The organism is Aeromicrobium ginsengisoli, from assembly GCF_004134905.2.
In the GTDB taxonomy this organism is placed as follows: domain Bacteria; phylum Actinomycetota; class Actinomycetes; order Propionibacteriales; family Nocardioidaceae; genus Aeromicrobium; species Aeromicrobium ginsengisoli.
Genome location: NZ_SDPQ02000003.1, coordinates 949,209 through 975,218, shown reverse-complemented (window position 1 = coordinate 975,218; position 26,010 = coordinate 949,209). Strand labels below are relative to the sequence as shown.

The following is a 26,010-nucleotide window of genomic DNA, read 5'->3' as shown; positions in this document are numbered from 1 at the left end:
CCCATGCACGGTGAGTTGGCGTCCACTTCCGTATGCAGAGTGGACGCCAGGTCACCGCTCAGGCTTGGGCGAGGGCTCGCGCGTCGGCCATGACGCCGGCGACGAAGATCGCGATGCCGTCGGCGTAGTACTCGTCCGTGTTGGGGCACTCGATCATCGCGTCCGCGGCCGCGCGGAGGCGCGGGTAACGGTCCTCGGGAAGCGACGCCAGGCTGGCCCGTTTGCGCTCCAGCACCGCCTCGCGGTCCTCGGGCTTGAAGGCCAGCTCGGCGCCGGGCTCCCGGCTGACGAGTGTCATCGCGATCTGCATCGCGTAGTGCGCCACTGCCGACGACCGCTCGACGTCGAACCCGGCGATCGCCAGCTTGTCGAGGAACCGCTCGGTCAGGTCTCGGCCGACCTCGGCCTGCATGATCTGCTGCGCCACCAGCGGACAGGCGCTGGGGTGCGCGCGCATGACGTCGACGAGTGAGGTCATCGCCTCACGGAGGTAGTGCTCGAGCGGCAGGCCCTCGTCAGGGACCCGGAGCGACGACACCACCGCGTCGCCGACGGCGGCCAACAGGGCCTCCTTGTTGGCGAAGTGCCAGTAGAGCGCCATGGGCGTCACGCCGAACGCGTCGGCGACCTTGCGCACCGTCAGCCCGTCGAGGCCCTCGGCGTCGACGATCTCGAGAGCGCGGTCGACGACCAAGGTCGGGTTGAGCGAGTTCTTCGACTTCACAGTTGACAACTATACGGCATACATGATTCCTTTACGACGTACATTTACAACGTAAAGGAGTGGTCATGAACGACCGCAGGAACATCTGGGCTCTCGTGGCCGTCGCCCTCGCGACGTTCATGACGTACCTCGACAACAACATCATCAACGTGGCGATCCCGGTCATCGAGCGGGACCTGCACCTGACGACGTCGGGCATGGAATGGATCGTCAGCTCGTACATCCTCACGTTCGCCGGGCTCATGCTCATGGGCGGACGACTGGCCGACCTGTTCGGCCGTCGGCGCCTGTTCCTCATCGGCCTCGGGGTGTTCACGCTCGCCTCGTTCGCCGCGGGACTCTCCGGCGATGTCGGCACGCTGATCGCCAGTCGCGCGGTGCAGGGAGTCGGCGCGGCGCTGCTCACCCCGACGACGCTCGCGATCATCTCAGCCACCTTCACCGACAAGCGTGAACGCAACGTCGCAGTCGGCATCTGGGGTGCCGTCGGCGCCCTGGCCCTCGCCGCCGGTCCCCTGCTCGGCGGAGTGCTGAGCGAGCACGTCGCCTGGGAGTGGATCTTCTTCATCAACGTCCCGCTCGGGCTGATCACCGCGGGCATCGCCGTGTGGGCGATCGACGAGTCGCGTGACCCCGTCACCCGTCGTCTCGACCTCTCAGGCCTCGTCGCCTCGACCATCGCGCTGTCCACGCTGACGTATGCGCTGATTGAGGGCATCTCGCGCGGCTGGAACTCGACGCCGATCCTGTTGGCGTTCACGGTGGCCGCGGTCGCGGCGCTGGCGTTCATCGCGATCGAGCGCACGGCCGTCGATCCGATGGTCGATCTGGCCCTGTTCCGCGATCGGGTCTTCACCGGCGCGATCGTGTCGCTCATGCTGTGGGCGTTCGGGCTGTTCGGGATCTATTTCTTCACGTCGCTCTACCTGCAGGGCGTGCTGGGCTTCTCCCCCACCCGCGCCGGTATGACGTTCGTGCCGATGGCCCTGTTCATGGCCACTGCGGCCGCGTCGTCAGAAGGCGTTGCCCGGCGGTTCGGCGCACACCGCTCCGTGACGTTCGGCATGGCGCTGATGGGTACGGCGATCGCCTCCCTGGCGTTCCTCGGAGCCGACGCGACGGCCATCGACCTGATGCCGAGCTTCGTCGCGATCGGCATCGGCGGCGGTCTGACGATCCCGCTGACCGCGACGGTGCTCGGCGTCATGCCGGCTGATCAGGCCGGTGTTGCCTCGGGTGTCTTCAACACCTCGCGGGAGCTCGCGGGGCTGCTGGGCATCACCGTGATCGGCGTGATCCTGAGCAGTCGTGAGGACTCGCTCATCGCCTCGGGACACACGCCCGTCGATGCCTACCTCGGCGGCTACCGCTTCGGCCTGGTGATCGCCGGCCTGCTGGTCGTCGCCGGTGCGGCAGCCGCGTGGGCGGCCCTTCGCACGGCGGAGGACGAGCCGGTCATCAACGAGGACGTGCTCGTCGGCGTCTGATCACTGAGCTGCGACGCCCCGCCACCATCCCTCCGGTGGCGGGGCGTCGCGCTGCGGGCATGAAGGACCCCTCGCGCACCCGACAGAGCTCACTGACCCTTGCTGCCTTCCGGCCCTGGGGGAGTTGGGTGATGTGTCGCCGCGCGAGGGGCTGTCGTCCATCATACGGAGCGCCCTCGTACGCCCTCAAGTCGGGCGCTCGGGTGACGAAAGAATCGGGTTTTGTCCGCGTATAGGCGGACAGAACCCGATTTTCTCGTCCCACGGCGTACCGATTCGTCGGCAACCATGCCGGACCGGTAACCTCGTCCGCGGAGGATTCGCATAGTGGCCTAGTGCGCTCGCTTGGAAAGCGGGTTGAGTGAAAGCTCTCAGGGGTTCGAATCCCCTATCCTCCGCTGCCACGCCAGGAGCCAGCGCAAACTCGACCAGCGTCGAGTGTCGTGCTGGTTCTTGTGCGTCCGGGCCCTGGAGGAGGCGAAGCCGCCGCCGCCCGTGAGATCCAAGGCATGCTCAGCCCACTCGTGCCGGCCCCTCATGGCCTGGTTCTTCTGCTTCGTGACCCGGCGGAGGCTTGCCTCCCGAAAGCTGAACAGCGCACCCAAACCCACCTCTGGCATCTCGCGTCGATATCCGACAGGCTGACGGCATGACCCAGTACCTGCTTGCCGTGCACTCCGGCGCCGCCGACTACGACCGCTCCCTCGACGAGATGCAGCCCGTCTTCGAGGCCGTCGACCGGTTCAACCAGAAGCTCGTCGCCGACGGCATCTGGGTCTTCGGCGGCGGGCTCGAGCGCATCGAGGCGGCGACAACGGTCGACGGCACCAACGGGCAGACGCTCGTGACCGACGGACCGTACCTGGAGACCAAGGAGTACCTCGGCGGCTTCTGGGTCATCGAGGCACCCGACCTCGACGCCGCACACAAGATCGCGCTCGAGGCTTCGGAGGCGTGCGGCAACAAGGTCGAGGTGCGCCCGTTCCAGGCAGAGTGACCATTTCCGGCAAAGGTGTCGTATGCGGCCCCTGTCGTTCGTGGAGAGGGTAGAGGCGGCCGACCGGCTGCCATCGACGAAGGGAAAGACCATGACTCAGTACCTGCTTTCGGTGCACGGCCCATCCGAGGTCTGGGACACACCGCTCGAGGAAGCCCAGCCGAAGTACGAGGCGACCGGACGGTTCAACGATCAGCTCAAGACGACCGACGCGTGGGTCTTCGTCGGCGGACTTGAGCGCCCCGAGACCGCCACGACGGTCGACGCCACCGGCAACGACGTGATCGTCACGGACGGCCCCTACGCCGAGACCAAGGAATACCTCGGTGGCTTCTGGGTCATCGAGGCACCCGACCTCGACGCCGCGCTCAAGATCGCCTCCGAGGCGTCCAAGGCGTGTGGCGGCAAGGTCGAGGTCCGACCGTTCGCAGGCGAGTGACCCAGAGCTCGGACCTGCGCGCGGAGATCGACCGGATCTACCGCGAGGAGTACGGCCGGGTCGTGGCTTCGCTCGCCCGTCGCTTCGGTGATCTCGACATCGCCGAGGACGCGGCGGCTGAGGCTCTCCTCACGGCGCTCGAACGCTGGCCCACCGACGGCATACCGCCCAACCCGGGCGGTTGGCTGACGACGACGGCCGGCAACCGCGCCATCGACCGGCTCCGCCGCGAGTCCCTGCGTGACACCAAGCACCAGGCGGCCATGATGATCACCCACGACACCCCCCACGAACCGACCGGACCGGTCGAGGACGACCGCCTCCGACTGGTCTTCACCTGCTGCCACCCGGCCCTCGCCCCTGAGGCCCGCGTGGCCCTGACCCTGCGCCTGCTCGGCGGCCTCACGGTCGAAGAGATCGCGCGGGCGTTCCTCGTGGCCGAGACCACGATGGCGCAGCGCATCACGCGCGCCAAGGCCAAGATCAAGGCCGCGCACATCCCTTATCGCGTGCCCGAGCGTGACGACGTCACCGATCGCCTTGGCGCTGTGCTCGCGGTCATCTACCTCGTGTTCAACGAGGGTTACCTGTCCAGCGCCGGCGACGATCCCGTACGCACTGAGCTGACCGCCGAGGCCATCCGGCTGGGCCGGATCCTCCGGCAGCTCCTGCCCGAGGAGGGCGAGGTGGCCGGCCTGCTCGCGCTCATGCTGCTCAGCGAGGCGCGGCGCACCGCACGGTTCGCCGGCGGCGAGCTCGTGACACTCGACGAGCAGGATCGCAGCGGCTGGGACCGCTCCCTCATCGCCGAGGGCCATGCGCTCGTACGCGAGTGCCTGGCCCGCGTGGCCTCGGGCTCGGCGGCCCCCGGGGCGTACCAGATCATGGCGGCGATCAACGCGGTCCACACCGACACCCACGACCACCGCGACACCGACTGGTCGCAGATCGTGGCGCTCTACGACCAGCTGTACGCCGTCAGCCCGACGCCGATCATCGCGCTCAACCGTGCCGTTGCTGTCGCCGAGCTCGACGGGCCCGACGTCGCGCTGGCGATCGTCGATTCGCTCGACCTCGGCGGCTATCACGCGTGGCACGCCGCCCGCGCCGACCTGCTGCGACGACTGGGCCGCAGTGCCGAGGCGCGCGCCGAGTACGACGCTGCGATCGCCGCGACGCAGAATGCCGCAGAGACGGCATACCTGTCCCGCCGGCGTGCACATCTCGTCGATCCCAGCATCTGACGGCAAGAAACTTCTCGCCGACCTGTCGTATCCGCCGAGAACCGTTCGTGGAACTGGTGAGAGGCAGCAACGGGCTGCTTCACCAGCCAGGAGCTCGACATGACCATCACCACCGCTTCCTCCGTCCGTACGCCCACCTCGACCACCACCCCGATCTGGCGTCCCGCAGCCGCCGCCGGCGTCGCGGCAGCAGCTGCCACGGCAGCGGTCGCGGCCGTCGCCCACGCCGCCGGCGTCCCGCTGACCCTCGACGGGGAGCCGGTCCCCCCGTCAGGCTTCGCGGTCATGACGCTGGTGTGCACCGCCGTCGGCTTCGGGATCGCCGTCGCGATGCGCCGCTGGGCCCGCCGCCCGCAGCGTACGTTCGTCCGCACGGCAGTCGCCCTCACCGCACTGTCGTTCCTCCCCGACCTGCTGGTGCCCGCGGCCTCGGCCGACACCCGGATCACGCTCATGGCGACGCACGTCGTGGCCGCCGCGATCGTCATCCCCGTGATCGCCGCCCGGCTCAACCGGTCGCGCCGCTGATCGCGCACGGGGGCCCGGCGGAATCTGCTCAGAGCAGAATTCCGCCGGGTTCTCGGGCTTTGTGCCTAGGCTGAAGCATGACCGAGATCGTCCGACTGCACGCCGTCCCGAACCAGCGCGTCATGGATCCGGAGCCACTCTGGCGAGAGGTCCTGGGCCAGCGGCTTCGCGCTCTGCGCTCCCGTCGGGGCGAGACGCTGACCGAGACGGCCGAGCGCGCGGGCATCTCGCCGCAATACCTCTCGGAGATCGAGCGCGGCCTCAAGGACCCGTCGAGCGAGGTCCTCGCCGCTGTCGCCGGGGCCCTCGGTGCGACCCTGATCGACCTGACGTCCCAGGTCACCGGCGACCTGCGCTCGTACGCGTTCGGTGCCCCACAGATCTCCGGCCACCAAGCGCTCCTGCTGGCTGCCTAGGCCTCCAGGATCGCGCGCAGGTCGGCGTGCAGCGCCGCCCTGCGACGTTCGCTGAGCGGGGCGAGCAGGTCGTCGGAGATCGTGGCCGCGATGTCCTGCAGACGGCCGAACTCCGTCGTGCCCCGACTCGTCACCGCGATGAGCTTGCGGCGCCGGTCGGAGGGATCGACGCTGCGCTTCACGAGCTTCAGGTCCTCGAGGTCGTCGATCGTCGAGGTGACGTCGCTCGGATCCAGACCGAGGTTGGTGGCAAGCGACAGCTGACTCGTCGAGCCGTTGTCGGTGAGCCACGCGAGCACAAGCATGTGGCGCAACCGCATGCCGCGCTCCTGGAGCTCAGCGTCGAGCTGCCGCTTGGCGATCTTGGCGGTCTGGGACAGCAGGTACGTCGTCAGAGTCAGCAGCGACGACGGATGGGACGCAGGCATGCCCTCATGCTAGACCCGTACCAATGTTAGGCTTTGCCTATTATTGGCACGCACCAAGGAATATGCTCATGACCATCAGCAACGACATGTCCTTCCTGGTCGGGACAGCGAGCGGCACCGAGACCGTCGCTGCTTCCGCCTGGAGCCCCGCCAAGCAGGGCCGAAGCACGGTCACCGCGGCGGCCGAGGCCGACGGCGTCGTGCTCGTGCAGCGCGTCGACGACGAGTTCGACGACGGATCGCACTTCGCCGGGCTCAACGTGTTCACGCTGGACCCCGAGACAGCGGAGATCCTCTGCTACGGCTTCGACATGTACGGCTTCCCGCCGGATCCGCCCGCACGCGGCTCGTGGCAGGACGGTGAGCTGGTGCTGGAACGCACCACCCCGCGAGGTTCCGCGCGGATCGTCTTCGGCCCGACTGCGACCGGCTACACGTGGCGCAAGGACTTCCGGCCCGACGTCGAGCACGAGTGGCAGCCTGTGGCGGCAGCGGACCTCCAGCGCACCTAGGCGGCCACCGCCGTACGCCGCTGCAGCACCTCGTCCGCCAGCCCGTACGCGATCGCGGCGTCCGCGGCGAACACCCGGTCCCGATCGGTGTCAGCGCGCAACGCCTCCACGCTCTGGCCAGTGTGGGACGACAGGATCGACTCGATCGCGGCACGGATGCGTACGACCTCGTCAGCCTGCAGGATCAGGTCAGGGATCGCGCCGCGACCTTGGACTGCCGGCTGGTGCAGCACGACGCGGCTGTGCGGCAGCACCGACCGCCGGCCCGGCTCACCCGCGGCAAGCAGCACCGCACCGGCCGCGATCGCCTGGCCGACGCACGTGGTGGCGACCGGCGCCTGGATGAACTGCATCGTGTCGTAGATCGCCAGCATCGCGGTCTCGTCGCCACCCTCGCAGTTGATGTAGAGGTTGATCTCCTGTCCAGGGCTGTCGGCCTCGAGGTGCAGGAGCTGGGCGATCAGCGCATTGGCGACGCCCGAGTCGATACCGGTGCCGAGGTAGATGATGCGCTCGGCCAGCAGGTGCGAGTAGACGTCCATGACCCGCTCCCCTCGCGGGTGCTGCGCGATGACGTTGGGGATCGTGTACGTGCTCATGCCACCGCCTCCGAGAAGAGCCCACGATACGGAGGCGTCGGCATGATTGCTGCCACATGATTCGCTCGCTGGCGCTCGCTCATGCGCCCACTCCCATCGCGAGGTGCTTCTTGGTGGGCATGACCTGCTCGAAGTTGTCGACGATCGCATCGACGAAGCCGTAGTCGACGGCCTCCTGCGCGGTGTACCAGCGATCCCGCAGCGAGTCCTCGAAGATCCGCTCGATCGGTTGCCCGGTGTCGTCGGCGATGATCCCGAGCACCGTGTCGCGGGTGTAGCGCAGGTCCTCGGCCTGCAGCTCGACGTCGACCGCAGATCCGCCGATGCCGGCCGAGCCCTGGTGCATCAGGATCCGGGAGTGCGGCAGGGCGTACCGCTTGCCCTTGGTGCCCGACGACAGCAGGAACTGCCCGGCGCTGCACGCGAGGCCGAGGGCGAGGGTCGCGACGTCGCAGGGGACGAGCCTCATGACGTCGCGGATCGCCAGCATCGACGGCACGGAGCCGCCCGGCGAGTGGATCCAGAGGACCGCGTCGGCGACCGGGTCCTCCGCGGCCAGCGTCAGCAGCTGGGTCGCGAGCAGGGTGCCGTTGTCGTCGTCGAGCGGTCCGTCGAGGACGAGGACGCGCCGGTGCAGGAGCTGCTGGCGCATCTGCCCGGAGAACAGGGTGGTCTTGTCGTTGTCAGCCATACCTCCATCGTGCGCACGCCTCACGCCGCACAGAAGGCCTTGCTGCTGCAGGCGGATCAGCCCAGAGCGGATCAGGGCGCGGCGATGAAGCCGCGGTCGCTGAGCAGCGGCACCGTCATGCTCGTGCCGACCTCGGCGGCGACCGCGACGTCCTCGGCGAACCCGGCATCGACCAGCTCGCGACCGCTGGCGCACGCCATGAGGTGCGACTCCTCGCGTCCGGCGATCAGTCGGTAGGCATCGGCAGCCATCGCGGCTTCGGGCGACAGTCCTGGCCAGTCGTGGTCCTCGAGGGCGGCGAGCACTGCACCGGCGCCCCAGAGGTCCTCGATCGCCGGGCGCAGCGAGCCGTCGGGCCAGCGCTCGCCGGCGGCCACGATCGCGATCGAGGCGCTCTCGGCGTCGTGCTCGCGGGCGATCCAGTCGGCGACGGCCCGGGCATTGCGCAACGCCGCACCCACGACCGTCGTGACGGCCGCTGCGAGCTGCACCGAGATCGCCGAGCCGTTGGGCGACGGGAGGACCAGCCGCTCCATCGGATCGGCAGCTCGTACGCTCACCGGCGACAGGCTCACCTCACCGGGGCCCGCGACGCTCCGGCCGAGGGCCAGCACGGCACGATGCTGTGCGGCGTAGGTCGCGGCGTCCTCGGCCTCCCACGGATAAGGCAGCACGACGATGCCGAGGTCGGCGGCGACGCTGAGCGAGGTCGAGAACGACAGGACGTCGACCACGACGGCCACGTCCGCGCCCTCGGCGATCGCCCCACCACCGACGGCGCCCCAGTCGAACCTGACCGCGTGTGCGGCCTGGTGCAGGACAGAGTTCACAGGACTGACTGTGTCAGAGCGTGAGCGCGGCGTCCTCGTGGGTCACGACCGGACTGCGTCTCTCCCACGCGATGACGCCGCCGAACGCAGCGAGAACCACGAGCCAGCCGACGATCGCGTCGAGCACCCAGTGGTTGCCGGTGCCGACGATCACGATCGTCATGATGCCGGCATAGGCGAGACCCAAGGCCTGGATGATCCTGGGCACGCTGGCGCGGATCAGCACGATCGCGACCCAGAGCGCCCATCCGGCGTGCAGCGACGGAAAGGCTGCGAGCTCGTTGGTCATGCCGCCGAGCCCCTTGGGCGCCGAGGCGTCGGCTCCCCACCAGCCCGCGGCGGAGTGCAGGCTGAGCACATCGACGTACATGCCGCTGATCAGGCGCGGCGGCGCCGTCGGCATCACGAGGTAGAACGAGAGCCCCATGATCGTGGCGAACACGAGGGCGCGTCGGGCGGTCACGTATTCGGACACGCTGCGTCGATAGATCCAGATCAGGACGATGGCGGTCACGATGTAGTGCGTGGTGGCGTACCAGTAGCTGCCGAACAGGCCGAGCCAGTCGTACTGGACGAACTTGTCGTTGAGCCACGACTCGGCGTCGATGCGCCACGTCTGCTCGAAGGCCAGGATGTCGAGCGCCCGGCCGCGGGCCGGCGCGAAGTCGTTGGACGCGAGCAGCCGCGAGGCGCTGTAGCCGACATAGAGGATCGCGAGGAACGTCAGCTCGATCGCACCGCGCTTGAGGCCCAAGGGCACACCAGATCGGCGTACGACTTCGGTACGCCCTGTCTGCTGCTGTGACGACTGAGTCATCACGCCTCCTGCGCCTAGTACCGGGCCGGAGCCCGGCAGAAGGCGCCCAGGTGCGCCTTCCTGTTGCCACTCTGTATGCCGGCTGTTAACAGGGCAACCAGAGACAACCCTGATTTCTTCCCTGAGACTACCGTCCCTCACCGACGTTTTCGGAACAAGTTCTTGATCAGCTCACGGGCGAGGGGGCGGCTGGCCTCCCCGACGGCCCGGTCGACGGGCGACATCCTGCGGGATCGTGGCCGGCTCGGCGCCTTTTGCGGCTGCCGTGGCGTCGTCGCTCGTCGTCATGGCCATACGCTGCCGCCGGGCCTCAGGCAGCCTGTCTACACTGACCGGGTGATCTTCAGGAGGGTGAGCGAGGGACGCCCCTACCCGGACCACGGGCTGACTCCGAGCACGTGGGCCCAGATCTCCCCGTCCCAGGTGCGCCTCGACGACCTCACGACCACCAAGACCCAGCTCGACCTCGAGCACCTGCTCGACGACGACTCGACCTACTTCGGCGACCTGTTCGCCCACGTCGTGAGCTGGGATGGCGAGCTGTTCCTCGAGGACGGTCTGCACCGCGCTTTGCGCGCCGCCCTGCAGCAACGCAACATGCTGCACGCCCGCGTCCACTCGATTGAGAAGTCGGCATGACGAAGGGCTATCAGGCGCTGACGCTGGTGGTCGCTGCGGCAGTCTTCGCGTTCGGCGGCATCACCGGCTTCCGCTTGCTGACGTCGAAGGCCGACACCGCGGACCAGGCGGCCACCTGCACTCCCAAGACCGTCAAGAAGGGGCAGCGGCTCGACAGCAACCTCATCACGGTCAACGTCTTCAACGCGTCGAACCGGGCCGGCCTGGCCAACCGGGTGACGATCAATCTGCAGACCAACGGCTTCCTCGGCGGCACGATCAGCAACAGCGAGAGCGCGACCAAGCCGAGCCGTGTCGCGATCCTGACCGACGACCCTCGTGATCCGCGTGTACGCCTGGTGGCGAGGCAGTTCAAGGACAAGGTCGCCTATCGCAAGCCCGACATCACGGTCGACACAGGAGTGATCGTGATCGTGGGCGACGACTACTCGGGCCTGCGCAAGAAGGCGCCGACCCGCATCACGTCGGACCGCGACATCACGGCCTGCGTCGCCACCGTCCCGCTGCCGTAGCGGTCACCCATCCCGCCCCCAGCCGGCGAGGCGGCCGTGGCGACCGACCGCGCGCAGGCGGTCCTCGGCCCGCTCGCGTACGGCCCGGTCGGCCACGATCAGCAGGTCGTCGTGGATCGCGATGCGATCGGTGCGGTGGGGCACGAACGTCGCACCGTCGCGGACGACGAGCGACACGGACGCACCGACCGGCAGCCGCAGCTCGCCGACCTCGACGCCTGCGAGCCGTGAGCCCTTGGGCACGTGGATCTGCAGGAGGTCGGCAGACACCCGCTCGAGTGGTGCAGCCTCGACCTCGACGTCGCGCACCTCGTCATTGAGCACGCCGCACCAGGCCGCAAGACGGGCCAGCGGAGCCGCCTGGACGAGGGTGTAGATGACGACGGCCACGAACACGACGTTGAAGAGGTCGCGCGAACCCGGTACGTCAGCGGCCAGCGGAATCGTGGCGAGGACGATCGGCACCGCGCCGCGCAGCCCGGCCCAGCCGACGAACAGCTGCTCGCGGACGTCGCGCTTGAACCAGAGCGCACACACGGCCACCGAGAGCGGACGGGCGACGAACGTGAGGATCGCGCCGGCAGCAAGGCCGTGCCACACGTGCCACCAGCGCAGCTCGTCGGGACTCGCGAGCAGGCCGAGCATCACGAACAGGCCGATCTGGGCGAGCCAGCCGATGCCCTCGACGAACGACCGCGTCGCCACGCGGTGCGGCAGCTCGGTGTTGCCGAGCACGAGTGCCGCGACATAGACAGCGGCGAACCCGCTGGCGTGGACGGAGGCCGCCGAGCCGTACGCGAACACCGCGAAGGCGAACACGACGAGGGGATAGAGACCCGACGCCGGCAGGGCGACGCGACGCAGTCCGTACGCACCGAGCCACCCGATGGCGAACCCGATGGCACCGCCCGCGACCAGCTCGAACACGATCAGGCCGATCAGTGCCCAGATGCCGTGGTCGAGGGCGTCGCCGGCGCTGATCGCCACGACGAGCACGACGATCGGTGCGTCGTTGAGCCCGGACTCGGCCTCGAGGGTTCCGGTCACGGAGTGGCGGAGCGGCACCGCTCGCAGCACCGAGAAGACCGCCGCCGCGTCGGTCGGCGTCAGGACGGCGGCGAGCAGGATCGCGAGCTCCCAGTGGAGGTCGAGCAGGTAGTGCGCACCGGTGGCGACCACGGTGACGCTGACGATCGAGCCGAGGGTCGCCAGCAGGAGGCCGTAGCCGAGGTTGGGCCTGACGTGCTCCCACTTGGTGGTCAGACCGCCCTCGGCGAGGATCAGCACGAGGCCGCCGAACCCCAGTGCGTGCGCGACGTCGGCGTCGGCGAACTCGATGCCGAACCCGGAGCTGCCGAGGATCAGCCCGAGGAAGAGGTAGACGAGCAGCGACGGGAGGCCGGCCGTGACCGAGACGCGTACGGCGAGAACCGCCAGCACCAGGACGCCGGAGCCGATCAGGAGGAACTGGTCGAGCTGGTCGGCATCCACGAAGGCTCCTTCCATGGTGTCGACGGACCCTGATTCTATCGGTCGCTGAGCGTGCGCCTGACCGTATGCGTACGATGCCGACGGCACAGGAGGCTGGCGTGGACGTGATCCGCTACGGGGACGACCCGGCGCAGTTCGGCGAGCTCAGTCGACCCGACGGACCCTCCAAGGGCGTGGTCGTCGTGGTGCATGGCGGGTTCTGGCGAGCGATGTACGACCTCTCGCTCGGCCGACCGCTCGCGGCATCGCTCGTCGAGCACGGCTGGACGGCGTACAACCTGGAGTACCGCCGCGTCGGCAACGGCGGCGGCTACCCTCAGACACTCGACGACGTCGCCGCCGGCATCGACGCACTGGCCGTCGTGGACGGGCTCGACGCCTCTCACGTCGTGACGATGGGACACTCGGCCGGCGGCCACCTCGCCGTCTGGGCGGCCGGGCGGCCAGGGCTCGCCGGTACGCCGTGGGCGTCGCCCGCCGTGCCGGTGACCGCCGCGATCTCGCAGGCCGGCGTGCTCAACCTGCACACGGCGGTGCACCTCGGCAGCGGGGCGGCGCGAGCATTCATGGGCGAGCAGACCGATCTCACGTACGCCGACCCGAGCGCCCAGATACCCCTCGGCGTGCCGGTGCGCTGCGTGCACGCGACCGACGACGACACCGTGCCGATCAGCCAGTCGATCGAGTACGTCGACCGTACGAATGCGGCCGGCGGCGATGCGGAGCTCGTCGAGGTCGGCGGCGATCATTTCGTCGTGATCGACCCCGGATCACCGGCTTGGGCCCGGACGTTGGAGGTCCTCGAAGCGCTGCGCGGTGAAGTGGGGCGGTGACCTGCTCGCCCATCCGCCAGTCCGGCGGTGACCCTCTCGCCCATCCTGCGCCCTGATGGGCGACTGACCCACCGCCACCGGGCGCACGAAGAAGCGCCCCGACCGATGGTCGAGGCGCTCCCTGCTGGTGGACGCTCAGTGCTTGAAGGCGTCCTTGACGTTCTCGGCCGCGTCCTTGAGGTCGGACTTGGCCTGGTCGCCCTTGCCCTGGCGCTCCAGCTCGTCGTCGCCTGTGGCGCTGCCAACGGCTTCCTTCGCCTTGCCCTTGGCATCTTCGGCGGCATTGCTCAGCTTGTCATCCAGTCCCATGATGGGGCTCCTTTCGTTGGCTGGCCTCGACGTACCCGGTTCGCCGCGCCATAACCGTCTCAATCCGGAGTGGCCTCGTGGTGCCGACGACCGTGTGTGCGGCGGTCCTCCTTCATCTCCGCCTCGAACAGGTGCGTACGTCCGTCGGCGAGCGCCTCGCGCGCGGACCTCTCGTGCTCCTTGAACGCGGCGTAGTAGCCCGCGTCGTACTCCTCGACGACCTGGAACGTCCAGCGCCCCTCCAGCACGTTCCGGCCGATCAGCTCGGTCGAGATTCGGTCGGCGATCTCGTCGTGGCCGGCCCGGCGGAAGAGGTCGACGGCGTCGTCGAGCGCGAGATCGGCCTCCCCGGTGCGACGGTGGAACGTGTAGAGCAGCCCGCGGGCCTCCTCGATGACCTCGAGCGCCTCGCTCAGCTTGCCCAGTGCCTCGACCGTGACATCGTCGACGCCGTCGGGCCGGGTGTGCTCCGGCTTCGGTGACTCGCCCATGGACCCACGCTAGGTCGACTACGCAGGCTCGGCACGTCGAGACGTACGTCGCTCAGACGACGCGGCCCATGCGCTCCAGCGCTTCAGTCAGGACCTCGGGCGTCGTGCCGAAGTTGAGACGTACGTGCCCGGCGCCGCTGTGGAACGGGAGGCCGGAGTTGACCGCCACCCGGCCGCGCTCGAGGAACGCCACAGCCGGGTCGTCGCCGAGGCCCAGCTCGCGGCAGTCGATCCAGGCGAGAAACGTGCCCGGTCCCTCGGCCCACCGGGCGCCGGGCAGGTGTGCGGCGAGGAGCTCGGCCAGCAGCTTCCGGTTGTCGGCGAGGTCGGTGTGCAGGGCATCCAGCCAGTCGCCACCTTCGCGGAACGCCGTCGTGTGCGCGAGGTCGCCGAAGTGGCTGGGACCGTGACCGACGACCTCGGGGAGCCGTGCAAGGTCTGCGGCGGCATCCTCCCCCGCGACCAGCAGTGCCGCCTTCATGCCGGCGAGGTTCCACGCCTTGGTCGCCGACACCAGGCTGAACGCATTGGCGGTGCCCGGGACGCTGAGGTAGGGCACGAACCCCTCGACGACCAGCGGAGCGTGGATCTCGTCGACCACGACCCGCACGCCGTACGTCTGCGCGAGGGCCGCGACGCCGGCCAGCTCCGCGGCGGTGTGCACGACGGCGGTGGGATTCTGCGGGTTGCACAAGAGGTAGGTCGCCGGGCGCCCCTCGGCGCCGGCGTGGATGAACGCCGCCTCCAGCGCGTCGAGGTCGAGACGGCCTTGGTCGCCGAGCGGTGCCTCGACGACGGAGCGGCCGGCGTGCTCGACGTACCCGAAGAACGGCGGATAGACCGGAGGATTGACCACGACAGGGTCACCGGGTGAGGTGACCAGGCCCAGGGCCTCCACGATGCCGGTCATGACGTCCGCGACGAGCGCCGTGCGCGCCGGATCGACGGCCCATGACCATCGACCGGCGGCAAAGGCGGCGAACGCCTCGGCGTACCCCGTGCCGTGCGGATAGCCCGTGTCGCCCTCGGCCACCGCGCGGCTCACCGCACGAGCGATCGGCTCGGCGAGGCGTACGTCCATCTCGGCCACCCACAAGGGCAACACGTCCGGGTCGTACTCTCGCCACTTCACGCTCGTGCGGCGGCGCAGGTCCTCGAGGGTCAGGTCACGCAGCGGATGCATGTCCCCATCATGTCGGTCCACCGGGCGGTCGGTCAGACGGCGTCGGACAGCGCCTCGAACTGCTCGTCGGTCAGCTCGATCGCCGCGCCGCCGATGTTGTCCTCGAGGTGCGAGACGGTCGACGTGCCCGGGATCGGCAGCACGACCGGCGAACGCCTGAGCAGCCAGGCGAGCGCGAGCTGCGACGGAGTGGCGCCCTGCTCCTTGGCGATCTCGGCAAGCGGGCCACCGTCCTTGACCAGGCCACCCGTCGCAAGCGGGAACCACGGGATGAAGGCGATGCCCTCAGTCGTCACGTGGTCGAGCAACGCCTCGGCCGACCGGTTGGCCAGGTTGTAGAGGTTCTGCACCGACACGATCTCGGCGGTCTTCTGCGCCTCCTTGAGCTCGTCGACGCTGACCTCGCTGAGGCCGATGTGGCGCACCTTGCCCTGCTCCTGCAGCTCCTTGAACGCGCCGACCTGGTCCGCGACCGGGACCTCGGGATCAATGCGGTGCAGCTGGATCAGGTCGATGCGGTCGACGCCGAGGCGGCGCAGGCTGAGCTCGACCTGCTGCTTGAGGTAGGCCGGACGGCCGACGGGGATCCACTCGCCGGGACCCGTGCGCGTGAGGCCGGCCTTGGTGGCGACCACGACGTCGTCGGCGTACGGGTGCAGCGCCTCGCGGATGATCTCCTCGGACACGTTGGGGCCGTACGAGTCCGCGGTGTCGATGAACGTCACGCCGAGCTCGACCGCGCGGCGCAGGACCCTGACGGCCTCGTCACGGTCACGGGGCTCGCCCCAGACGCCGTCGCCGGTGATCTGCATCGCGCCGTATCCAAGGCGTACGACCGGGAGGTCGCCGCCGAGCTGGAAGGTGCCTGAGGTGGTTGCGGAAAGTGTGGAAGTCATACCGGGGTCAAGGAGTCGTGGCGCCGACTTTATTCCGAACGTCTGATCGCTCGGTGCCGTTGCCGGCGCGTGCCACAGTGGGTCGCATGCAGATCGACCTCCAAGGACGTACAGCCCTCGTGACGGGATCGACCCAAGGCATCGGCCTCGCCATAGCAACGGCTCTCGCCGGCGCAGGCGCCCGGGTGGGGGTCAATGGGCGCAGCGACGACTCTGTCTCGCGCGCCGCCGCCACGATCCGCACATCCGTGCCCGAAGCGGATCTCGTCGAGGTCGCCGCCGACGTCACGACGGACGACGGGGTGGCACGGGTCGTCTCGCTCCTGCCCGAGATCGACATCCTGACCAACAATCTCGGCATCTTCGAAGCCCGCCCAGCGCTCGAGATCACCGACGAGGAATGGCGCCGCTACTTCGACGTCAACGTCATGAGCGCGGTTCGCCTCATCCGTACCTACCTGCCCGGCATGATGACGAGGGGCTGGGGCCGCGTGCAGAACATCGCCAGTGACTCGGCCGTCGTCATCCCGGTCGAGATGGTGCACTACGGGATGTCCAAGACCGCCCTCCTCGCCGTGTCGCGTGGTTTTGCCAAGGAGGCGGCCGGCTCCGGTGTCACGGTCAACTCCGTCATCGCCGGACCGACACACACCGGAGGCGTTGAGGACTTCGTCCGGTCCTTGGTCGGCGACGAGCTGCCGTGGGACGAGGCACAGGCGGAGTTCATGCGCGTCCACCGGCCCCAGTCGCTGCTGCAGCGCCTGATCGAGCCGGAGGAGATCGGCAACCTGGTGGCGTACCTGAGCTCGCCCTTGGCGTCGGCGACGACAGGGGCGGCCGTACGTGTGGACGGCGGCTACGTCGACTCGATCGTGCCCTGACCTGGGCTGGTTACTCGACGGGCGTCAGCAGGAAGACCGGGATGATCCGGTCGGTCTTCTTCTGGTAGTCCTCGTAGGGCGGGTAGGCCTCGACCGCCCGCGCCCACCAGGTCTCCCGCTCCTCGCCGCTGAGCTCACGCGGAACATAGTCCTTGCGGACCGGGCCGTCCTGCAGCTCGACGAGGGGTGCGTCGACGACGTTGAAGTACCACTTGGGGTGCTTCGGCGCGCCGCCGAGCGATGCGACGACGGCGTACTGACCCTCGTGCTCGACCCGCATCAGCGCGGTCTTGCGGAGCTTGCCGCTCTGGGCGCCCAATGTGGTCAACAGGACGATCGGCCGGTTCATGATCGTGTTGCCCTCGGCGCCGTTCGTCCGTTCGAACAGCTCGGCCTGCTTGCGGGCCCAGTCGGACGTGCTCGGTGCATACTCTCCGGTCAATGGCATACCTCCAGCCTGCCAGACCTCCCAACCCCCGTGGCGAGGCACGGCATGATCGGGTCATGGACTGCGTGAAGCTGGGAACCAGTGACCTCGAGGTGTCGGGCATCATCCTCGGCTGCATGAGCTACGGCGACCCGGATCGCGGCACGCATCCGTGGTCGCTGCCCGAGGAGCAGAGCCGGCCGTTCATCCAGCAGGCCCTCGACGCGGGCATCACGACGTTCGACACCGCCAACATGTACTCCGACGGCAGCAGCGAGGAGATCGTCGGCCGTGCGCTCGCGGACTTCGCCCGGCGCGAGGACGTCGTCATCGCGACCAAGCTGTTCTACCCGATGGGCGGCGACCCCTCGACCGGCGGGCTGTCACGGACCGCAGTGCTGACCCAGATCGACGAGAGCCTGCGGCGGCTCGGCACCGACTACGTCGACCTCTACCAGATCCATCGCTGGGACCCCGAGGTCCCGATCGAGGAGACCATGGAGGCCCTCGACGAGGTCGTCACGGCCGGCAAGGCGCGCTTCATCGGAGCGTCCTCGATGTATGCCTGGCAGCTCGCCCAGGCCCAGCACGCCGCCGACCTCAACGGCTGGACCCCGTTCATCTCGATGCAGGACCAGTACAACCTCGTGCAGCGCGAGGAGGAGCGTGAGATGCACCCGTTCTGCCTCGACGAAGGCATCGGCGTGATCCCGTGGAGCCCGCTCGCGCGCGGCCGGCTCACCCGTGACTGGGACGACCTCAGCACGACTCGCAGCGCGGGTGACGCCGTCGCCAAGGGCTACTACCGGCAGGCCGACGACTCGGACCGGGCGATCGCGGCGGCAGTCGGCGAGATCGCGGCCGAGCGCGGCGTGTCCCGCGCCCAGGTCGCGCTGGCCTGGGTACGGCAGCACGAGGTCGTCACGGCGCCGATCGTCGGCGCCACCAAGCCGCTGCACCTGGCCGACGCGGTCGCCTCGCTCGAGCTCACACTCAGCGACGACGAGATCGGCAGGCTCGAGCAGCCGTACGTCCCGCGACAGCCCGAGTTCTGACGATCAGGCCTCAGATGTGATTCTCGTCAAGTCTTGGACAGACTGACTCCATATCGGCCCGGTATGCGCCAGAATCGACTCAACGGGTTGAGGGAGTCAGTCATGCTTGCGATCGTGACCACACATTTTGGGGCAGCAGCATGCGCTACTACGTCCTGAGCACACCCGCCGGAGACGAGGTCGTCCGGCTGAGTGGCGGCGCCGCAGCCTACTTCGAGACCGACTCCGGGCGCTGGATCCCCGATCCGCTGCTGGCCGCCGAGGTGCTGTTCGGCGGCGACTGGCGCCAGCTCGAGGACCACGAGCTCCCGCCAGGCGTCCCAGGATCGACGACGCAAAGCCCCCGGCCGCGGAAGTCGCGCTTCCTGCGCCGCGGCCGGCACACCCGCAAGTGATGCGCGCGTCGTAGCACTCAGGACGACCAGATGATCGAGGCGTCGAGCGCTTCGATCGTCGAACCACTGGCCCGCAACGGGTTGACCTCGATGGATTCGAGCGAGTCGCCGAGCCGTTCTGCGAGCTGGGCCAGCTGGAGGATCGCCTCGACCAGTGCGTCACGATCGACGGGCTTCGATCCCCGGACGCCGTCCAGCAGAACGCTGCCCCGGAGCTCGGCTAACATGTCGTGCACGTCGGCTTGAGTCACCGGAAGCACGCGCACCACGCTGTCCTCGATGACATGGACCAACACGCCACCGAAGCCGACGGCCAGTGCCAGTCCCCACAGGTCATCACGGACGACTCCGACGATCAGCTCCACGCCGCCGGCGCGCATCGGCGAGATCAAGGCACCCTCAGACGTCGCACCCTGGACACAGTCGACCGCCGCCTGCACGTCGGTGAACGCGCGCCGCACGTCGGCGGCGGACTCCCGCCCGAGAACGACCCCACCGACATCGCTCTTGTGCACGATGTCGCGCGAGACCACCTTCACGGCGACCGGGAACCCCAGGCGCGAGGCGGCATCGGCTGCCTCGTCCGCGGTGCTGACGTGAGCATGCGGCACCACCGGAACACCGTGCTCGGCGAGAAGGGCGAGCGACTCGGCCTCGTTCCAGATCCGGTCGGCGCCGGCCAGATCGAGCGCAGTCACGACGCGATCCGGCGGCAGTCGAGCCTCACCGAGCCACGCGGACCAGCGCATGGCATGACCCACTGCGTCGACCACGTGATCCAGACCGGTCATGGCGAGCGGTATGCCGAGCTCGTCCAGATGGCGCACCGTCGCCGGATCCATCGTGGCGATCGTCTGGTCCAGCAGGATCACCGGGACATCGGGATGCGTGAAGGCGGGCGCATGAATGCGCAGACGTTCCTTCATCACCGCACCGCGTTCCTCGGTTGGATGGACGTGGATCGCCGCCACGACGCCGATGGCCGGATCGTCGGCCAGAGCCGTCACGGCATCCCGGAACAGCTCCGGCCTCGCGGATGCCGCACCCGTGACGTCCGGGGGGTTGCGCGAGGTGCCGAATGCCGCCAGGAACCCGGCCAGCCGGTCCGTCGTGGCCTCGGCCAGGACCGGAAGGCTGACACCACAGGCCTCAGCACGATCGGCGACCAGGTCGCAGGCACCGCCGGACATCGACACGACGCCGAGGCCTCCGGCGTTCAGCCGACCAGTGCGCGACAGCAAGCCGGCCGTGATCACGAGCTGCTCCAGGGAGCTGACGCGGATGACGCCGAGCTGGCGGAACGCGGCGTCCGCGAGGTTGTCGTCGCCGACCATCGCTCCGGTGTGGCTCTGGGCGATCTCGGCGGCGAGCGCGCTCGAGCCGATCTTCAGCACCACGATCGGCTTCTCGAGCTCGGCCGCGCGATGCGCCAGCGCCCGGAAGGCTGCGGCATCGCGAATGGACTCCATGAACATCGCGATGGACCGAACCCGCTCGTCCTCGACCAGGATCGCGGCCATCGCCGTGGTGTCCACCATCGACTCATTGCCGGTGGACACCACGTGACTGACGCCGATGTCCTGTTGGCTCGCGAACGCCGCGATCGTGTGCGCCGTCGCGCCGCTCTGGGACACGACAGCCATGCCGCCGACGGTGAGCTCCGCCATCCGACCGGACCAGGCCGGAACCTTGTCGACGAGATTGAGGAAGCCCAGGCAGTTCGGTCCCACACACGTCACACCAAGCTCACGCGCCAGCTGGACGATCTCCTCCTGTCGCGCCTGTCCGGTCTCCCCGCTCTCGCCGAGGCCCGCGGCGAGCACCACGGCGGACCGGATGCCTGCTGCCGCGATGTCACGCAGCGCATCAGGCACCGCCTCCGCACCGACGAGCAGCAGGGCCAGGTCGACCGGCTCGCCAATGTCGGCGCACGATTGATGAGCCGCCTGTCCGTGGACGACGCCGCCGTTCCGGTTGACGAGGTGGACCTTGCCCTCGAACCCCAGGCGCTCGAAGTTGGCAAAGGACCCTGCGGACCAGGCCGAGCGCTCCGACGCTCCCACGATCACGACGTTGCGGGGCGCCAGAAGGGAGCGCTCCGGACCGTCGGCGGTGCTCAACGTCCCGTCCACTGCGGCGCCCTCTTCTCGACGAACGCGCGCGGGCCCTCGACGAAGTCGTGCGACGACAGGAGCCGGTCGCGCCGATCGTTGTCCTTGCGGAAGGCCTCGTCGATGCTGACGAACTGGGCGTCGAACACCGCCTCCTTCGTCAGCTGCACCGAGAGCGGTGAGCACCGGACGATCTTGTCGGCCCATGCCTCAGCGGTGGCCATCAGGTCGCCGCTCCCGACCACCTCGTTGACGAGCCCGATCCGGTACGCCTCGTCCATGCCGATCAGGTCACCCGTCAGGAGCATGCCCATCGCCAGCTTCAGGGGGATCTGCCGGGCGAGCCGGTGAGCACCGCCCGCACCTGCGAAGAGACCGACCTTCGGCTCCGGCAAACCCATGCGTGCGTGGTCCGCCGCGATGACGATGTCGCACGCGAGGATGAGCTCGAGGCCGCCGCCGGCAGCGACGCCGTTCACCGCCGCGATGATGGGCTTGGGGCAGTCGAAGTCGCGCGTGATCCGGCCGAACGGGGGTCGCGCCTCGCCCTGCACGTCACCGCCGGTTGCCGTGCGATCCGCGGTGACCTTCAAGTCGTTGCCGGCGCAGAACGCGCGATCGCCGGCGCCCGTGAGGATCGCCACCCACAGGTCGGGGTCGTCGCGAAAGTCCTCCCACGCCTCCTTCAGCTCGAGATGCGCCTCGAGGTGCAGGGCGTTCATGGCCTCGGGGCGGTTGAGGGTCACGACCGCGACCCGGTCGCGCTTCTCGTACGTGATGGACTCGAACGTCATGGGATCCTCCGGAATCTGGGCAGCGTGAAGGGTTGTTCGTCCGCATCGAACTCCGCCATCAGGGCCGATCCGATGGCCATGTTCTCGACGTCATCACCCACGAGGGTCGTGTTGAACCTGACCCCCTCGTCGGTCTCGACGGTCGCGATCACGTACGGATGAGGGAAGCCCGGGTACTGCTGATGGACGACCGAGAGGCTGTAGAGCGTGGCCCGCCCACTGGCCGGTCGCCACTCGACGTCAGCGGCGAAGCAGTGCACGCAGCGATACTTGACCGGCCACATCCACGTCTCGCACGCTCCGCAGCGCTGCAGCACGAGACGACCTTGGGCCGCCCCTTCGAAGAACGGCGCACTGGACGCGTCGTACGCCAGGTCGAGGCCGCTCGACTCAGTCGGCATGCTTGCTCCAGATCGTCGTCGAGTGGAAGTTGAGCACGCCGCCGTTCCCGCTGGACAGCACGATGTCGTTCTTGGCGACCTGGCGCTCCCCGGCCTGACCCCTGACCTGCATGACGGTCTCCGAGAGCGGCGTGAAGCCCCACATGTAGTAGCCGGACAGCTGGCCGCCGCCGGTGTTCGTCGGCAGCGACCCGCCCGGCCCGAGCTTGCCGTCCTCGACGAAGGCGCCGCCCTCACCCTTGGCGCAGAAGCCGTAGTCCTCGAGCGTGACCAGGACCGTGTACGTGTAGCAGTCGTACAGCTGGAGGATGTCGACGTCGTCGCGGGTGATCCCAGCGAGGGCGAAGGCCTGCTCACCGGCCTGCTTGGCGCCGGTGACGATGCCCGGTTCACGGCCGGCCCTCTGGTTGTCGCCCGGCGCAGCCTGGGTGGCGGCCTTGAGGTGGACCGGCGGCTGACGCAGGTCCTTGGCGCGTTCGGCCGTGGTCATGATCACCGCGACCGCACCGTTGGACACGAGGCAGCAGTCGAACAGGTGGAACGGCTCGGCGACCAGGCGAGACGCCTGATGGTCCGCCAAGGTCATCGGCTTGTTCATCTGTGCCAGGGGGTTCATCAGCGCCCACTCCCGCTGCGCGACGGCGATGGCGCCGAGCTGCTCGCTCGTCGTCCCGAAGAGGTCCATGTGCCGTCGGGCGGCCAGGGCGTACGGGACATTGCCACCGAACTCGCCGTACGCCGCCTTGAGGACGTTCATGCCGTCCCACACCCCGCGCGCGGCATACGCTGCGCCGGCGCCGACGGCCGGCTTCAGAGGGGTGTCGCCATAGACGAGCACGACATAGTTGGCCAGGCCCGCCTCGAGAGCGAGGCTCGCGTACTGCACCATCGTGCCGACGCTCGAGCCGTACGCGCGCATCGAGCTCATGAGCGACAGGTCCTCGAATCCCAGCGCCCACTGCAGGCGCGGGTCCATGTCGAGGTTGCCGTTGCCGTTGAGCAGCAGCCCGTCGATGTCGGACTTCTCCAGCCCGGCGTCCTCCAGGGCAAGCGCGATCGCCTCGGCCGCGAAGTCTGCGGTCGTACGCCCATAGATCTTGCCCATCGGCGTCATGCCCAGACCTACGATCGCGGTGTTCGTCGACCATGTGCGATGTCCCGTCACAACGCTGGACGGTACCGAGAATCAATGGTTAAGTAAAGTGAGTTCAGTTTGTTTCAATGACCCTCCGCCTGCTTTCCTGACCTCCGAAGGAGCCCTTGCGATGACCGCCGCCCCGGCCGCCTCCGCCACGATCGACGAGCTCCAGGCGGTCCTCGAGTCCCAGAGGGCGGCGTTCCGCAGCGAAGGCGCACCCGCCGCAGAGGTGAGACGGCATCGGCTCGACCGGCTGCTCGCCGCCGTGCTGAGCGTCTCCAAAGAGCTCGCGGCTGCCCACGACGAGGACTACGGGCACCGACCCGAGCTGTTCAACCTGACCAACATTGCGGGCGTCGTCGGCCCGATCACCCATGCTCGCGATCACCTCGAGCAGTGGATGCAACCCGTCGTCGCCGACGCCCAGCTGCCGACGGTCGTCGACAGCCAGCCGCTCGGCACGGTCGGCGTGATCGGACCGTGGAACTTCCCGCTGTCGCTGGTCGTGCAGCCGACTGCTGAAGCCCTGGCGGCCGGCAACCGGGTCATGATCAAGTACTCCGACTACGCGCCGCGCTCCGGCGCCGTGTTCACGCGCGCGATCGCCAGATACTTCTCGCCTGACGAAGTGGCCGTGGTCGAGGGTGGGCCCGACGTCGCCGCCGCCTTCGCGAGCCTGCCATTCGACCACCTGCTGTTCACGGGTTCACCCGCGGTCGGCCGGCTCGTCCAGGCCGCGGCGGCGGCGAACCTCACGCCGGTGACCCTCGAGCTCGGCGGCAAGAATCCGGTGGTCGTCGCACACGACGCCGACCTCACGGAAGCTGCGCACGCGGTGGCCGCGGCGCGACTCAGCAATGGCGGGCAGATCTGCCTCTGCCCGGACTACGTCTTCGTGCCGTCGGCCAAGCTCGAGGCCTTCGTGCAGCTGGCCCGGCAGTTCTGGCTCGACGCGCTGCCCGACTATCTCCATCACGAAGCCGTGACGACGATCATCAACGACGCGAACTTCGATCGCATCATCGGCCTGATCGACGATGCGGTCGACAAGGGCGCGAGAGCCGTGGTCGGCGTGACCGATGCCGAGGCCGTGCACTTGCCGGATCGCACGAGCCGGCGTATCGCGCCGCACCTCCTGACCGGCGTCACGGACGACATGCTCATCGCCTCCGAAGAGGTCTTCGGCCCCGTCCTCACCGTGCTCCCCTACGACGACATCAGCCAGGTCCTCAACCATGTCGCCCGGCGACCCGCGCCCTTGGCGGCCTATTGGCTCGGCGGCGAGACCGACGACTTCAGGGCGTTCCGGACCTACACCAACAGCGGCGGCATCACCCGCAACTCGGCCTCGCCGCTGCACTACTCCGCTTCGCGTGACCTGCCCTTCGGCGGAGTCGGCATGAGCGGGATGGGCGCTTATCACGGCAAGGCAGGCTTCGACACGTTCAGCCATCAGCGGGTCATCACCTCGTCGCTGTCCGCGCCGACTGCGACCAGCCGCATCGTCGCCTCGACACCGGAGGCCGTCGCGGCGACACGAGCCGACCTGGCCGCCGCTGCTCAAGACGTCGGGGCACGACTTGCCGCGCTGGGATTCGAGCCCCGCGAAGCATGAGGATCCGGGCGGCGCTGGTGCGCGACTCCGACGGTGACTTCACGGTCGAGGAGGTCGACCTCCGCGAGCCGCGCGCGGGTGAGGTGCTGGTCAAGCTGGCTGCCGTCGGGATCTGCCACACCGATCTCGCCATCAAGTCGTCGGCCGGCAACGGCGCGACGCCCGTCATCCTCGGCCACGAGGGCTCGGGAGTCGTCGAACGGATCGGCGCTGGTGTCACCGGGATGTCCGTCGGCGACCACGTCATCCTGACCTTCGCCTCGTGCGGAGCCTGCGACCTGTGCACGCGAAGCAAGCCGACGTACTGCGCGCATTTTGCTGCGCTCAACTCCGGCGGTCTCACGACGACCCACGACACCGCGCACACGCAGGAGGGGCGACCCGTGCGGGGCGGATTCTTCGGACAGTCCAGCTTCGCCACTCACGTGATCGCGTCACCCGCCAACGCGATCGTCGTTCCCCGTGACCTCGACCTGGCCACGATCGCGCCGCTGGGCTGCGCGATCCAGACGGGAGCGGGCTCGATGCTCAACCTCCTCCGTCCGGGTGCGGGGTCAAGCGTCCTGATCACGGGGTTGGGTGGCGTCGGCATGGCGGCGCTGATGGCGGCCGTGGCCTCCGGAGCCACCACCGTCGTCGCGGTGGACCCGCTGGCCGCGCGTCGAGACGTCGCCGAGTCACTCGGCGCGACGCTGACGCGTGCCCCTTCTGCCGATCTGGTGGCCGAGGTGCTGGACCACACGGGCGGCGGCGCCACGCATGCCCTCGACACGACCGGTCGCGCCGACGCCATCGGCCAGGCATTCGGATCCCTGGCCAGGACCGGCCATCTGGTCCTGGTCGGCCTCGGGATGCCCGACCTCGTGCTGCCCGGATCGGCGCTGATGTCCGGCGGCCGCTCGGTCACCGGTTCGATCGAGGGAGATGCGGTCCCGCACGACCTCATTCCCGTGCTGGCCAGGATGTATCGGGAGGGCTCCCTCCCGCTGGACCGGATCGTCAGGAACTACGCGTTCGACGACATCAACCAAGCTGTCGCGGACATGCGCGCGGGCGATGTCATCAAGCCCGTGCTCGTGTTCGACTGACATGTCCTGGGCGTCCCACCGCACCCTCCCGCCAGCGGG

At 68.8% G+C, this 26,010-nt stretch carries 31 protein-coding genes, 1 tRNA gene and 1 other RNA gene; 16 read left to right on the top strand and 17 right to left on the bottom strand.

Going from position 1 to position 26,010, the window contains the following annotated elements; genetic code table 11:
* Nucleotides 1-58: 58 nt before the first annotated feature.
* Complete coding sequence (locus ESP70_RS18025) at nt 59-724, bottom strand: TetR family transcriptional regulator (RefSeq protein WP_188110685.1); 666 nt, start codon at nt 722-724, stop codon at nt 59-61.
* 65 nt (nt 725-789) lie between these two features.
* On the opposite strand from ESP70_RS18025, the gene ESP70_RS18020 reads away from it, so the two are divergent.
* Nucleotides 790-2,211, top strand: a complete 1,422-nt coding sequence (locus ESP70_RS18020) for an MFS transporter (protein WP_149690667.1) — start codon at nt 790-792, stop codon at nt 2,209-2,211.
* Nucleotides 2,212-2,270: 59 nt separating this feature from the next.
* Here ESP70_RS18020 and ffs read toward each other — a convergent pair.
* Nucleotides 2,271-2,367, bottom strand: an RNA gene (ffs, locus tag ESP70_RS18015) — signal recognition particle sRNA small type.
* A 157-nt stretch (nt 2,368-2,524) separates the two neighbouring features.
* On the opposite strand from ffs, the gene ESP70_RS18010 reads away from it, so the two are divergent.
* The 6 genes from ESP70_RS18010 (at nt 2,525) to ESP70_RS17985 (ending at nt 5,835) form a co-directional block, all read left to right on the top strand.
* Nucleotides 2,525-2,609: transfer RNA gene (locus ESP70_RS18010), tRNA-Ser, on the top strand.
* Nucleotides 2,610-2,860: 251 nt separating this feature from the next.
* Nucleotides 2,861-3,208 carry a YciI family protein gene (locus ESP70_RS18005; RefSeq protein ID WP_149690666.1) on the top strand — a complete coding sequence of 116 codons (348 nt, stop codon included), beginning with the start codon at nt 2,861-2,863 and terminating at the stop codon, nt 3,206-3,208.
* Between the two features lie 91 nt (nt 3,209-3,299).
* Nucleotides 3,300-3,647 (top strand): YciI family protein, encoded by a 348-nt coding sequence (locus tag ESP70_RS18000; protein WP_149690665.1) that lies wholly within the window; start codon nt 3,300-3,302, stop codon nt 3,645-3,647.
* On the top strand, nt 3,644-4,891 hold the full coding sequence (locus ESP70_RS17995) for an RNA polymerase sigma factor (RefSeq protein WP_149690664.1): 1,248 nt from the start codon (nt 3,644-3,646) through the stop codon (nt 4,889-4,891). Before ESP70_RS18000 ends, ESP70_RS17995 begins: the two co-directional genes overlap by 4 nt.
* A 99-nt stretch (nt 4,892-4,990) precedes the next feature.
* Nucleotides 4,991-5,419 carry a DUF6069 family protein gene (locus tag ESP70_RS17990; RefSeq protein WP_149690663.1) on the top strand — a complete coding sequence of 143 codons (429 nt, stop codon included), beginning with the start codon at nt 4,991-4,993 and terminating at the stop codon, nt 5,417-5,419.
* A 77-nt stretch (nt 5,420-5,496) separates the two neighbouring features.
* Nucleotides 5,497-5,835, top strand: a complete 339-nt coding sequence (locus ESP70_RS17985; RefSeq protein ID WP_149690662.1) for a helix-turn-helix domain-containing protein — start codon at nt 5,497-5,499, stop codon at nt 5,833-5,835.
* Here the strand turns inward: ESP70_RS17985 and ESP70_RS17980 are convergent.
* Nucleotides 5,832-6,263: a MarR family winged helix-turn-helix transcriptional regulator gene (locus tag ESP70_RS17980; RefSeq protein WP_149690661.1), complete on the bottom strand. Its 432-nt coding sequence runs from the start codon at nt 6,261-6,263 to the stop codon at nt 5,832-5,834. The two genes, ESP70_RS17985 and ESP70_RS17980, sit on opposite strands and share 4 nt — an antisense overlap.
* A 68-nt stretch (nt 6,264-6,331) precedes the next feature.
* On the opposite strand from ESP70_RS17980, the gene ESP70_RS17975 reads away from it, so the two are divergent.
* Nucleotides 6,332-6,775 carry a DUF1579 domain-containing protein gene (locus ESP70_RS17975; protein WP_149690660.1) on the top strand — a complete coding sequence of 148 codons (444 nt, stop codon included), beginning with the start codon at nt 6,332-6,334 and terminating at the stop codon, nt 6,773-6,775.
* Here the strand turns inward: ESP70_RS17975 and ESP70_RS17970 are convergent.
* The 4 genes from ESP70_RS17970 to ESP70_RS17955 form a co-directional block, all read right to left on the bottom strand.
* Nucleotides 6,772-7,374, bottom strand: coding sequence for a ClpP family protease (locus ESP70_RS17970; RefSeq protein WP_149690659.1), 603 nt, complete (start codon nt 7,372-7,374; stop codon nt 6,772-6,774). The two genes, ESP70_RS17975 and ESP70_RS17970, sit on opposite strands and share 4 nt — an antisense overlap.
* A gap of 79 nt (nt 7,375-7,453) precedes the next feature.
* Entirely contained in the window at nt 7,454-8,065 is a 612-nt protein-coding gene (locus tag ESP70_RS17965) for a ClpP family protease (protein WP_149690658.1), read from the bottom strand.
* A 71-nt stretch (nt 8,066-8,136) separates the two neighbouring features.
* Nucleotides 8,137-8,895, bottom strand: a complete 759-nt coding sequence (locus ESP70_RS17960) for a 2-phosphosulfolactate phosphatase (protein ID WP_149690657.1) — start codon at nt 8,893-8,895, stop codon at nt 8,137-8,139.
* 13 nt (nt 8,896-8,908) lie between these two features.
* Complete coding sequence (locus ESP70_RS17955; protein WP_149690656.1) at nt 8,909-9,712, bottom strand: phosphatase PAP2 family protein; 804 nt, start codon at nt 9,710-9,712, stop codon at nt 8,909-8,911.
* 336 nt (nt 9,713-10,048) lie between these two features.
* Here ESP70_RS17955 and ESP70_RS17950 point away from each other — a divergent pair, with 336 nt between their 5' ends.
* Together ESP70_RS17950 and ESP70_RS17945 are read left to right on the top strand one after the other, a co-directional pair.
* Entirely contained in the window at nt 10,049-10,351 is a 303-nt protein-coding gene (locus ESP70_RS17950) for a type II toxin-antitoxin system VapB family antitoxin (RefSeq protein WP_056210233.1), read from the top strand.
* Nucleotides 10,348-10,863, top strand: a complete 516-nt coding sequence (locus tag ESP70_RS17945) for a LytR C-terminal domain-containing protein (protein ID WP_149690655.1) — start codon at nt 10,348-10,350, stop codon at nt 10,861-10,863. Before ESP70_RS17950 ends, ESP70_RS17945 begins: the two co-directional genes overlap by 4 nt.
* 3 nt (nt 10,864-10,866) lie before the next feature.
* Here the strand turns inward: ESP70_RS17945 and ESP70_RS17940 are convergent, their stop codons facing one another.
* Nucleotides 10,867-12,354 carry a potassium/proton antiporter gene (locus tag ESP70_RS17940; RefSeq protein ID WP_149690654.1) on the bottom strand — a complete coding sequence of 496 codons (1,488 nt, stop codon included), beginning with the start codon at nt 12,352-12,354 and terminating at the stop codon, nt 10,867-10,869.
* 98 nt (nt 12,355-12,452) lie between these two features.
* Here ESP70_RS17940 and ESP70_RS17935 point away from each other — a divergent pair, with 98 nt between their 5' ends.
* Nucleotides 12,453-13,187, top strand: coding sequence for an alpha/beta hydrolase family protein (locus ESP70_RS17935; RefSeq protein ID WP_246162080.1), 735 nt, complete (start codon nt 12,453-12,455; stop codon nt 13,185-13,187).
* Nucleotides 13,188-13,322: 135 nt separating this feature from the next.
* On the opposite strand, the gene ESP70_RS17930 is transcribed toward ESP70_RS17935, so the two are convergent.
* The 4 genes from ESP70_RS17930 to ESP70_RS17915 are packed head-to-tail and all read right to left on the bottom strand — an operon-like array spanning nt 13,323 to nt 16,066.
* Complete coding sequence (locus tag ESP70_RS17930) at nt 13,323-13,496, bottom strand: CsbD family protein (protein WP_149690652.1); 174 nt, start codon at nt 13,494-13,496, stop codon at nt 13,323-13,325.
* A 59-nt stretch (nt 13,497-13,555) separates the two neighbouring features.
* Nucleotides 13,556-13,987, bottom strand: coding sequence for a hypothetical protein (locus ESP70_RS17925; protein ID WP_149690651.1), 432 nt, complete (start codon nt 13,985-13,987; stop codon nt 13,556-13,558).
* Between the two features lie 52 nt (nt 13,988-14,039).
* Nucleotides 14,040-15,170 carry a MalY/PatB family protein gene (locus tag ESP70_RS17920; protein WP_149690650.1) on the bottom strand — a complete coding sequence of 377 codons (1,131 nt, stop codon included), beginning with the start codon at nt 15,168-15,170 and terminating at the stop codon, nt 14,040-14,042.
* A gap of 32 nt (nt 15,171-15,202) precedes the next feature.
* A complete protein-coding gene (locus ESP70_RS17915; RefSeq protein ID WP_149690649.1) occupies nt 15,203-16,066 on the bottom strand; it encodes an aldo/keto reductase in 864 nt (287 codons plus the stop codon).
* A gap of 86 nt (nt 16,067-16,152) precedes the next feature.
* Here ESP70_RS17915 and ESP70_RS17910 point away from each other — a divergent pair, with 86 nt between their 5' ends.
* Complete coding sequence (locus ESP70_RS17910; protein WP_149690648.1) at nt 16,153-16,947, top strand: SDR family NAD(P)-dependent oxidoreductase; 795 nt, start codon at nt 16,153-16,155, stop codon at nt 16,945-16,947.
* Nucleotides 16,948-16,957: 10 nt separating this feature from the next.
* Here the strand turns inward: ESP70_RS17910 and ESP70_RS17905 are convergent, their stop codons facing one another.
* The gene (locus tag ESP70_RS17905; RefSeq protein WP_149690647.1) at nt 16,958-17,395 is read right to left on the bottom strand and encodes a nitroreductase family deazaflavin-dependent oxidoreductase; all 438 of its coding nucleotides are present in this window, start codon (nt 17,393-17,395) and stop codon (nt 16,958-16,960) included.
* Nucleotides 17,396-17,451: 56 nt separating this feature from the next.
* Here ESP70_RS17905 and ESP70_RS17900 point away from each other — a divergent pair, with 56 nt between their 5' ends.
* Both ESP70_RS17900 and ESP70_RS17895 read left to right on the top strand, forming a co-directional pair.
* Complete coding sequence (locus tag ESP70_RS17900) at nt 17,452-18,429, top strand: aldo/keto reductase (protein WP_149690646.1); 978 nt, start codon at nt 17,452-17,454, stop codon at nt 18,427-18,429.
* A 140-nt stretch (nt 18,430-18,569) separates the two neighbouring features.
* Nucleotides 18,570-18,824 (top strand): hypothetical protein, encoded by a 255-nt coding sequence (locus tag ESP70_RS17895; protein ID WP_149690645.1) that lies wholly within the window; start codon nt 18,570-18,572, stop codon nt 18,822-18,824.
* A 17-nt stretch (nt 18,825-18,841) separates the two neighbouring features.
* On the opposite strand, the gene ESP70_RS17890 is transcribed toward ESP70_RS17895, so the two are convergent.
* The 4 genes from ESP70_RS17890 to ESP70_RS17875 are packed head-to-tail and all read right to left on the bottom strand — an operon-like array spanning nt 18,842 to nt 23,244.
* Nucleotides 18,842-20,956: an acetate--CoA ligase family protein gene (locus ESP70_RS17890; protein WP_149690644.1), complete on the bottom strand. Its 2,115-nt coding sequence runs from the start codon at nt 20,954-20,956 to the stop codon at nt 18,842-18,844.
* Nucleotides 20,941-21,729: an enoyl-CoA hydratase-related protein gene (locus ESP70_RS17885; protein WP_149690643.1), complete on the bottom strand. Its 789-nt coding sequence runs from the start codon at nt 21,727-21,729 to the stop codon at nt 20,941-20,943. The genes ESP70_RS17890 and ESP70_RS17885 overlap by 16 nt, the downstream gene beginning before the upstream one ends.
* A complete protein-coding gene (locus tag ESP70_RS17880) occupies nt 21,726-22,130 on the bottom strand; it encodes a Zn-ribbon domain-containing OB-fold protein (protein WP_149690642.1) in 405 nt (134 codons plus the stop codon). Before ESP70_RS17880 ends, ESP70_RS17885 begins: the two co-directional genes overlap by 4 nt.
* On the bottom strand, nt 22,120-23,244 hold the full coding sequence (locus ESP70_RS17875; protein ID WP_149690641.1) for a thiolase family protein: 1,125 nt from the start codon (nt 23,242-23,244) through the stop codon (nt 22,120-22,122). The genes ESP70_RS17880 and ESP70_RS17875 overlap by 11 nt, the downstream gene beginning before the upstream one ends.
* Nucleotides 23,245-23,395: 151 nt before the next feature.
* Between ESP70_RS17875 and ESP70_RS17870 the strand changes: the two genes are divergently transcribed.
* Together ESP70_RS17870 and ESP70_RS17865 are read left to right on the top strand one after the other, a co-directional pair.
* On the top strand, nt 23,396-24,883 hold the full coding sequence (locus tag ESP70_RS17870; protein WP_188110684.1) for an aldehyde dehydrogenase family protein: 1,488 nt from the start codon (nt 23,396-23,398) through the stop codon (nt 24,881-24,883).
* Nucleotides 24,880-25,971, top strand: a complete 1,092-nt coding sequence (locus tag ESP70_RS17865; protein ID WP_149690639.1) for an NAD(P)-dependent alcohol dehydrogenase — start codon at nt 24,880-24,882, stop codon at nt 25,969-25,971. Before ESP70_RS17870 ends, ESP70_RS17865 begins: the two co-directional genes overlap by 4 nt.
* The last annotated feature ends 39 nt before the right edge of the window (nt 25,972-26,010 follow it).